The organism is Dietzia sp. DQ11-38-2, from assembly GCF_014145055.1.
In the GTDB taxonomy this organism is placed as follows: Bacteria; Actinomycetota; Actinomycetes; order Mycobacteriales; family Mycobacteriaceae; genus Dietzia.
Map to the genome: position 1 here is coordinate 1 of NZ_JAALDW010000228.1, position 8,144 is coordinate 8,144.

The 8,144-nt window shown below is 70.6% G+C and carries 6 protein-coding genes and 1 pseudogene; all 7 read right to left on the reverse strand.

Annotated features, from left to right (window positions below; all coding sequences use genetic code 11):
- Window positions 1–58: 58 nt before the first annotated feature.
- Entirely contained in the window at window positions 59–1,798 is a 1,740-nt protein-coding gene (locus G6026_RS08470) for an LpqB family beta-propeller domain-containing protein (RefSeq protein WP_182612907.1), read from the reverse strand.
- On the reverse strand, window positions 1,795–3,522 hold the full coding sequence (mtrB, locus tag G6026_RS08475; protein ID WP_107755936.1) for an MtrAB system histidine kinase MtrB: 1,728 nt from the start codon (window positions 3,520–3,522) through the stop codon (window positions 1,795–1,797). Before mtrB ends, G6026_RS08470 begins: the two co-directional genes overlap by 4 nt.
- Window positions 3,519–4,208: an MtrAB system response regulator MtrA gene (gene mtrA / locus G6026_RS08480; protein WP_182612908.1), complete on the reverse strand. Its 690-nt coding sequence runs from the start codon at window positions 4,206–4,208 to the stop codon at window positions 3,519–3,521. Before mtrA ends, mtrB begins: the two co-directional genes overlap by 4 nt.
- Before the next feature lie 94 nt (window positions 4,209–4,302).
- The gene (locus tag G6026_RS08485; RefSeq protein WP_107755934.1) at window positions 4,303–4,941 is read right to left on the reverse strand and encodes a dTMP kinase; all 639 of its coding nucleotides are present in this window, start codon (window positions 4,939–4,941) and stop codon (window positions 4,303–4,305) included.
- An 11-nt stretch (window positions 4,942–4,952) separates the two neighbouring features.
- Window positions 4,953–6,419, reverse strand: a complete 1,467-nt coding sequence (ahcY, locus tag G6026_RS08490; protein ID WP_107755933.1) for an adenosylhomocysteinase — start codon at window positions 6,417–6,419, stop codon at window positions 4,953–4,955.
- A gap of 60 nt (window positions 6,420–6,479) precedes the next feature.
- Window positions 6,480–7,721: a mannose-6-phosphate isomerase, class I gene (gene manA, locus G6026_RS08495; protein WP_107755932.1), complete on the reverse strand. Its 1,242-nt coding sequence runs from the start codon at window positions 7,719–7,721 to the stop codon at window positions 6,480–6,482.
- A 4-nt stretch (window positions 7,722–7,725) separates the two neighbouring features.
- Window positions 7,726–8,144, reverse strand: a pseudogene (locus G6026_RS08500) (hypothetical protein); the annotation flags it as partial.

An 8,144-nucleotide genomic window follows, 5' to 3' on the forward strand; every position in this document is an offset into this window, starting at 1 on the left:
CGGACCACCCGGGGCCCGGTGGGCGCCCGCGTCTCCCGTCGGCCCCCGCCGGCACTCGTCAGCCCGCGACGACCGGGTCCGCCCGGATGGCGGCCAGTCCGTTGATCTCCCGCCAGTAGCGGTCCCCGGTCTCGGCCACCGTGTCGAGCCTCAGCAGGGACCTCTGGTCCACCACGTACACCTCGCGGCCCGCGGCGGCGACCGCCGTGACGGGTCCGGCGATGTTGCGCTGGGACAGCGGCGTGGTCATCGCGCCGTCGACGGTGATCGTGGTGACGGGTACCTCAGTGGTGTTCTGACCGATCACGACCGTCGAGCGGTCCCGCCACGCCACGACGGCGGCCGTCTCCCCCAACGCCCTGCCGATCTGCCGGAACGTCCCGGCGAGCGGCTGCCCGGTCTCCGCGGAGAGGGCGCCGATGAACACCTTGCCGTCGACCACCACCGCCAGCTGCGCCCCGGACGGATCGATCCTCAGACCGGTGAACCGGGAGCCCAGGGCGCGGAGCGGGGCGCCGTCCATCTCCTGGACGGACGGGGCCTGCACCCCGATGCCCACCCGCACCAGCCTCGTGTCGTCGACCATCACCCAGGCGCGCCCGTCCACGGGGTGGAAGGTCGGCCCGGTGAGGGTCCGGGCGACAAGGGCTTCGTCGGGCTCGCCGTCGACCGCGCCGATGAGCAACCGCTGGGGCGCCGCGGGGTCCTCGCCGGCGATGACCGCCAGCGCTTCCCCGTCGTGCGACAGGGTCGCATTCCGTCCCCCGCGGACCTGCGACCACGGGCCGCCCGCCGGTCTGGCGCCGGAGGCGTCCAATCTCACCAGGCCGTCGGCGGCGGTGAGCGCGTAGCGCATCGGTTCGACCGGCGGATACGGGTCGAACGTCCGTACGTCCTCCGTCGTCCACCCGTCGACGAAGCGTTCGTCGAGCGGCGCGCCGTCGCGTTCGAGCCGGTACGGCCCGGGAACGTCCGCGCGGGCCAGGGTCCACACGACCTGCGCGGCGAACTGCGTGGTGGCCTGGCTGCTCAGCACCGGCAGGCCCGTGAAGTCGATGGCGGTCCCGGCTCCCTGCTGCCCATCGGCGGAATCGTCGGGGCGAACCGAGACCGATGCCGGGATCCGGGACAGGACGGCGGACTCGAGGCCCGGTCGGGGCCCGGTGGCGAGCAGGTTGACCAGCGAGAACTCCAGATCGGTCCGGTCCGCGGCGGTCCACCGCGTGTCCGGTACCAGCGAGTCACCGGATCCGGAGAGGAAGAACAGGTCGCGCTGGGCGTAGGTGGAGACGAACTCGGTCCGCTCGATCACGACACCCGGGGGAAGCCGGTCGATCCGCCACTGGCCGTCCTGCCGGGCCAGGCCGATCGTCACCTCGAGTTGCCCGACGTCCTCCCTGAAGATGCCACCGGGGTCGAGCGACCCGACCTTCTCGGCGCGCAGGGTGTACTCCGCCCGGTCGGCGCCGCGGCCGCCCTCGGCGCTGAGATCTGCCCGCAGGACGATGGTGGTCTCCGCCGAATCGTCCCAGGTGTCCGCCGCCTCCGGGGTGAGGAACTGCCGGGCCGCGGCGTGGCGCTGGTCCGCGATCGCCGCGGCCTTGAGGAAGTCGCGGACCAGGAGGTCCGGTTCCTGGTCGGGAACCGGGGTGGGGACGGCCAGCCCGGCACCGGACGGAGAGAAGGTGTCGATGACCTGGGGGGATGACGACGAGGGCAGGGTCGCGCAGCCGGTCGCGGCCAGCACGGTGGCGCAGATCGTCGCGATCGCGACGAGGAAGGCCCGGCTGCGGCTCACGAACGGACCTCCTCGGAACCGGGGACACGCGCCAGGGGCGTCGGGGACCCGGTCCGCACCAGCCGCGCCTCGTCCTCCGGCGTCAGCGGCAGCGGGCTCGAGGTGAGGGTGCCGCCGTGCCGACGGGGAATGGTCAGGCGGAAGCACGACCCCTCGCCCGGGCTCCCCCAGCAGTCCAGACGACCGCCGTGGAGCTTGGCGTCCTCGAGCGCGATCGCCAGACCGAGCCCGGTCCCGCCCGACCGACGGACCCGTGACGGATCGGCGCGCCAGAAGCGGTTGAACACCAGCGACTCCTCGCCGGGCTTGAGCCCCACCCCGTGGTCGCGGACCGAGACCGCGAGGGCCGCCTCCGACCCCCGGAGAGTCACCCGCACCGGCTTGGACTCAGAGTGGTCGAGGGCGTTGGCGATGAGGTTGCGCAGGATGCGCTCGACCCGACGGGAGTCCACCTCGGCCATCACCGGTTCGGACGGCATGTCCAGCTCCACCTGCACTCCCGCGGACTCCGCGATGTGCGACACGGTGGACACCGCGTCCTCGACCGCCCCCCGGACGTCCAACGATGCCACCGACAGTTCCGCCATACCGGCGTCGTGGCGGGAGACCTCGAGGAGGTCGGTGAGCAGGCTCTCGAAACGGTCGAGCTCGGACTCCAGCAACTCCACCGCGCGCTTGGTCGGGGGATCCAGGTCCCCGGCCGAGTCGGAGATGATGTCGGCCGCCATCCTGACCGTGGTCAGCGGAGTACGCAGCTCGTGGGAGACGTCCGAGGTGAACCGCTTCTGCAGGTCCCCGAACTCCTCCAACTGAGTGATCTGATCGGACAGGCTCTGCGCCATGTCGTTGAACGCCATGGCCAGTCGGGCGACATCGTCCTCTCCCCGGATCACCATCCGTTCCTTGAGGTGGCCGTTGGCGAACCGCTGCGCGATCGACGCCGCCTGGCGGACCGGGAGCACCACCTGTCGGGCGACCATCCACGCGATCGCCGCACTGAGGACGATGATCGCCAGGCCCGCGGTCGCGACGATCCCGCGCATGATCCCGAGGGTCTGTTCCTCGGCGATGAGCGGGTAGACCAGGTAGAGCTCGAGACCGGGGATCGAGGAGTCCGTGGGGGTGCCGATGATGAGCGCCGAGGTCTCCTCGTCGCGGAACACGACCGGCTCGATCTTCTGCGCCACGAGTCCCCGCTGCACCAGCGCCTGGAGATCCGCCGGCACCCGCGCGTCGGCCGGGCTGACGACCTGCCCGCGGCCGGTCTGGTCGGGGACCACCAGGATCGGCTCGAAGGTCCCCGCGTGGACGGATTCACCCTCCGCGGCGATTCCCCGTTCCCCCAGGGCGCTTCGCGCCTGGTCGAGACGGGACTGCTCGCTCGTCCCCTCGTCGGTCGCGGCGATCTGCGCCTCGACGGTGACCCGTAGCCTGCCCGTCTGCTCGACCGCGGCGTCCAGCTTGGTGGAGAGCAACTGGGCGGCCATCTGGCTCTGCAGCATGAACGCGATCGTGAGGATCACCCCCATGGACAGCGCCAGGGTGGAGGTGACCACCCTGAGCTGGAGGGAACGCCGCCACATCCGGGCGATCCGCATCCCCAGGACCGTGAGATCCAGGTCCCGGAGTCGCTCTCTGAGCGTCGGCGACGAGTCGGCCACGTCCCTGGTGTCGCGCTCGTCGCCGGAGGACGCCGACGCGTCGTCCGTGCGACGGTCGATCACGAGACCGGACCGGCCTTGTACCCGACGCCGCGAACGGTGAGGACGACCTCGGGGTTCTCCGGGTCCTTCTCGATCTTGGCCCGCAGGCGCTGGACGTGGACGTTGACCAGCCGGGTGTCGGCCGAATGGCGGTAGCCCCACACGTGTTCGAGGAGGACCTCGCGGGTGAAGACCTGGCGGGGCTTTCGCGCGAGCTCCACGAGCAGGTCGAATTCGAGCGGGGTGAGCGGGATGGGGGTCCCGTCCCGCGTCACGGTGTGGGCGGGCACGTCGATGCTCACGTCCCCGATGTGCAGGAGTTCGCTCGGCTCGTCCTCGCCGCGACGCAGCCGCGCCCGGATGCGGGCCACCAGTTCCTTGGGCTTGAACGGCTTCATGATGTAGTCGTCGGCCCCGGACTCGAGTCCCAGGACCACGTCCACGGTGTCGGTCTTGGCCGTGAGCATGACGATCGGCACCCGTGACTCACCGCGGATGTCCCGACACACGTCGATCCCGCTCCGGCCCGGGAGCATGAGGTCCAGCAGGACCAGATCGGGCTGGACCGCACGGAAGGTCTCGATGGCCTGGACGCCGTCGCCCACGACCTCGGTCTCGAACCCCTCGCCCCGCAGGACGATGGTGAGCATCTCTGCCAGGGCGGCGTCGTCGTCGACGACGAGGATCTTCGGGGTCATTGTCACCACTTGTGTCGGCGTGTATGTCGGCATGCGTTCATGAAGACCTTACCCGTCCCGTGCGCGCGGGACGGGCCCACGCCTCGGCTCGGGGCCCGACAGCTCAGTGTCCGACCACCACGTCGGCCAACCGTCGCACATCGGGGTCGACGCCCGACACCTGCCAGGGCGAGCGCCATCCGGTGCTGGCCAGTCGACGGTAGATCTCCCCGGTCGCGGTCTGGAGAGCGGCGTCCCTCTCATAGCGGTCCCGGGTCCGACCCGGGTCCGCCGTCTCCCTGGATCCCGCCCTCTCGGCCGCCAGCGCGACAGGGGTGTCGAGCAGGATCTGCAGGTCCGGTGTGGGCAACCCGAGTCGGTCGAACTCGAGCTCACCGATCCAGCGGAGAACCTCGTCCTGCCTGCCGGGGCCGAGCCGGGCCGCCGTGTACGCGGCGTTGGACGCCACGTAGCGGTCGAGCAAGACAACGTCGTGAGAGCCGATCAGGTCGCGCAGCTCACCCAGCGCCGCGTGCCGGTCCAGGGCGAACAGCAGGGCCATCGCGTGCGGCGAGTCGGCGGCGCCGGCCTGACCGCCGTGCAGGGCGTCCGCGGCCAGGTCGGCGTGCAGGGTCCCGTACCGGGGGAAGGCGAGCCGACCGACCGACACACCCCGGTCGGTGAGCTCACCGACCAGAGCGGTCGTCAGGGTGTTCTTGCCCGCACCGTCGAGCCCCTCGACGACGACCAGTCGCGCGACCACCGGTCTGCGGGTCAGTACCGGTAGTGGTCGGGCTTGTACGGGCCCTCGACGTCCACACCGATGTACTCGGCCTGGTCCTTGGCCAGCGTGGTGAGGGATCCACCGAGGGCCTCGACGTGCAGTCGCGCGACCTTCTCGTCGAGGATCTTGGGCAGCAGGTGGACCCCGACCGGGTACTGGTCGGCGTTGCTGAACAGCTCGATCTGGGCGATCACCTGGTCGGAGAAGCTGTTGGACATGACGAACGAGGGATGGCCGGTGGCGTTGCCGAGGTTGAGCAGACGGCCCTCGGACAGCACGATGATCGAGCGGCCGTCATCATCGAAGACGAACTCGTCGACCTGGGGCTTGATGTTGATGCGCGTGACGCCCTCGGCGGACTCCAGTCCGGCCATGTCGATCTCGTTGTCGAAGTGGCCGATGTTGCCCAGGATCGCCTTGTTCTTCATCCGCGTCATGTGGTCGAAGGTGATGATGTCCTTGTTGCCGGTGGCGGTGATGATGATGTCGGCCGACTCGATGGCCTCGTCGACCGTCACCACGTCGAAGCCGTCCATGAGCGCCTGCAGCGCGTTGATCGGGTCGATCTCGGTGACCTGGACGCGCGCGCCCTGACCGGCCAGGGCCTCGGCGCATCCCTTGCCCACGTCGCCGTACCCGCAGACCAGGGCCTTCTTGCCGCCGATGAGGGCGTCGGTGCCGCGGTTGATGCCGTCCAGCAGCGAGTGGCGGGTGCCGTATTTGTTGTCGAACTTGCTCTTGGTCACCGCGTCGTTGACGTTGATCGCGGGGAACGGCAGCACCCCCTCGGAGTGGAAGTGGTACAGGCGGTGCACGCCGGTGGTGGTCTCCTCGGTCACGCCCTGGACGGATTCGGCGATGGCCGTGTACTTGCCCGGGTGGGCCGGCACGGACTCGCGCAGCAGAGCGTGGAAGACCTTCTCCTCCGCGGACCAGGCGGGGTCGTCCGACGGCACGGCCCCGGCCTGCTCGAACTCCTTGCCCTTGATCACGAGCATGGTGGCGTCGCCGCCGTCGTCGAGGATCATGTTGGGATCGGCGCCCGGCCAGGTCATGATCTGTTCGGTGCACCACCAGTACTCGGTGAGCGTCTCGCCCTTCCACGCGAACACCGGCACGCCCGACGGGGCCTCGGGGGTTCCCTCCGGGCCCACGACGACGGCGGCGGCCGCCTCGTCCTGGGTGGAGAAGATGTTGCACGAGGCCCACCGGACCTCCGCGCCGAGCGCGGTCAGGGTCTCGATCAGCACCGCCGTCTGCACCGTCATGTGGATCGACCCGGCGATCCGTGCGCCGGCCAGCGGCTGCTGCTCCCCGTACTCCTCCCGCAGCGCCATCAGACCGGGCATCTCGTGTTCGGCCAGACGGATCTGCTTGCGGCCCGCCTCCGCCAGCGACAGATCCGCCACCTTGAACTCGAGACCGTTGACGGACTGCACCTGCAGATCAGCGGACATGTGTGCGACCAGCTCCTCGTGATTCGTGGAAAGACTCCCGCACCACAGTAGCGGGGCGCTCTACCGGTGCGGCGTCCCCGTCGCCGGATCTCCGACACGGGTGCGGAAGACGGTCGCCCCGTCCACGGCCTCCAGCACGACCTCCGGAGTCGAGGCGGGCACCCACACCGCGTGGCCGGGCCCCAGTGTCTCCGTGGTCCCGTTCTCCGCCACGCGCACTCGCCCGGAGGTGCACAACAGGATCTCCGGCCCGTCTGTGGGATAGCCGACGGGACCGGAGGCGGCGGGGAGCTCGATGCGCGAGAGCGCGAAGTCCGGCTCCGGCGTGGGGTAGTCCATCTCCCCCGGTATCCCGCGGTCTGCCCGGACCGGGCGGACCGTGGGGTCCACCAGCGGGTCGAACGCGAGCACGCGCATCAGCTCCGGGACGTCGACGTGCTTGGGCGTCAGCCCCCCGCGCAGGACGTTGTCCGAGTTGGCCATCACCTCCACCCCCACCCCGCGGAGATAGGCGTGGAGCTGACCTGGTCCCAGGTACACGGCCTCCCCCGGGAGGAGCACCACCCTGTTGAGCAGCAGGGCACCCAGGACCCCCGGGTCCGTGGGGTAGCGCTCGGCCAGTTCCACCACGGTCGTGGCCTCGTGCGACCACCGCCCGGCGACGCCTTCCACCGTGAGGTAGTCGACGGCCCCGGTGACGAGGTCCGCCACCACCGTCGCCAGCGCAGAGTGCGGCATCGTCACAAAGGTCGTGAATACGGCGCGCAGGCCCTCGGCGTCCGGCTGTCCGTCCAACATCGCGCGGTAGGGGCGCAGCGCGGAGACGTCCAACGCGTCCAACAACTCCACGGTCCGGGCCACGGGACGGAATCCCACCAGCGCGTGGAACTCGGTCAGGGCCACCAGGATCTCGGGCTTGTGGTTGGTGTCGCGGTAGTTGCGATCCGGTGCGTGCAGGGCGATCCCCCGCGCGTCCTCCGCGGCGAACCCCTCTCTCGCCCGCTCCGGGGACGGATGTGCCTGCAGCGAGAGCGCCTGCTCGGCGGACAGGAGTTTGACGAGGAACGGCAACCCTCCGCCGTGCTGCGCGGCCACCCGGGCACCGAGTTCACCCTCGGGGTCTGCGGCGATCCGTGCGTCCAACCCCCGCCCGTCCGCGCAGAGCGACGAGCCGGAGTCGTGGGCACCGAACCAGTGCTCGGCGACCGGGTGCGGTGCCGGGGAGAGCGTCCCGCACAACTCGGGGAGCGCGGTCCGGGATCCCCACGCGTACGCCTGGACGACCGGGCTGAGAGCCACCACGGGTCTAGAGCCCCCCCACCAGGTAATACGCGGCGGAGAGCTCTGTCCGTGCCATGAGCGCGGCCACCCTTCCGCTCAACGGGGCCGGTGCGGCGCCGAGCGTGTCCCGACCGCGATCGGAGATCCACTCGACGTCCACGAGCGGACCCGCGGTCACGCGGACGAACTCCTCGTCCGCGCTCAACACCATACCGAGGTGTCGGATCGTCCTGTGCTCGCGCTCACCGTCCAACTCGTCATCGTGGAACAGACTCGCGAGGGGGTCCACGGCGGGCAGGCCTCGGGCACGCTCGGCCTGGGACCGGACCGCGTCCGCGACGGAGGAGGCCGCCGTGACCCTGCCGGCGTCGCAGAACGCCGCCACCGCACGGTCGCAGTACGCCGCCGAGACCGGATCGGCGTGGATCCACACGAGCGGGTCCG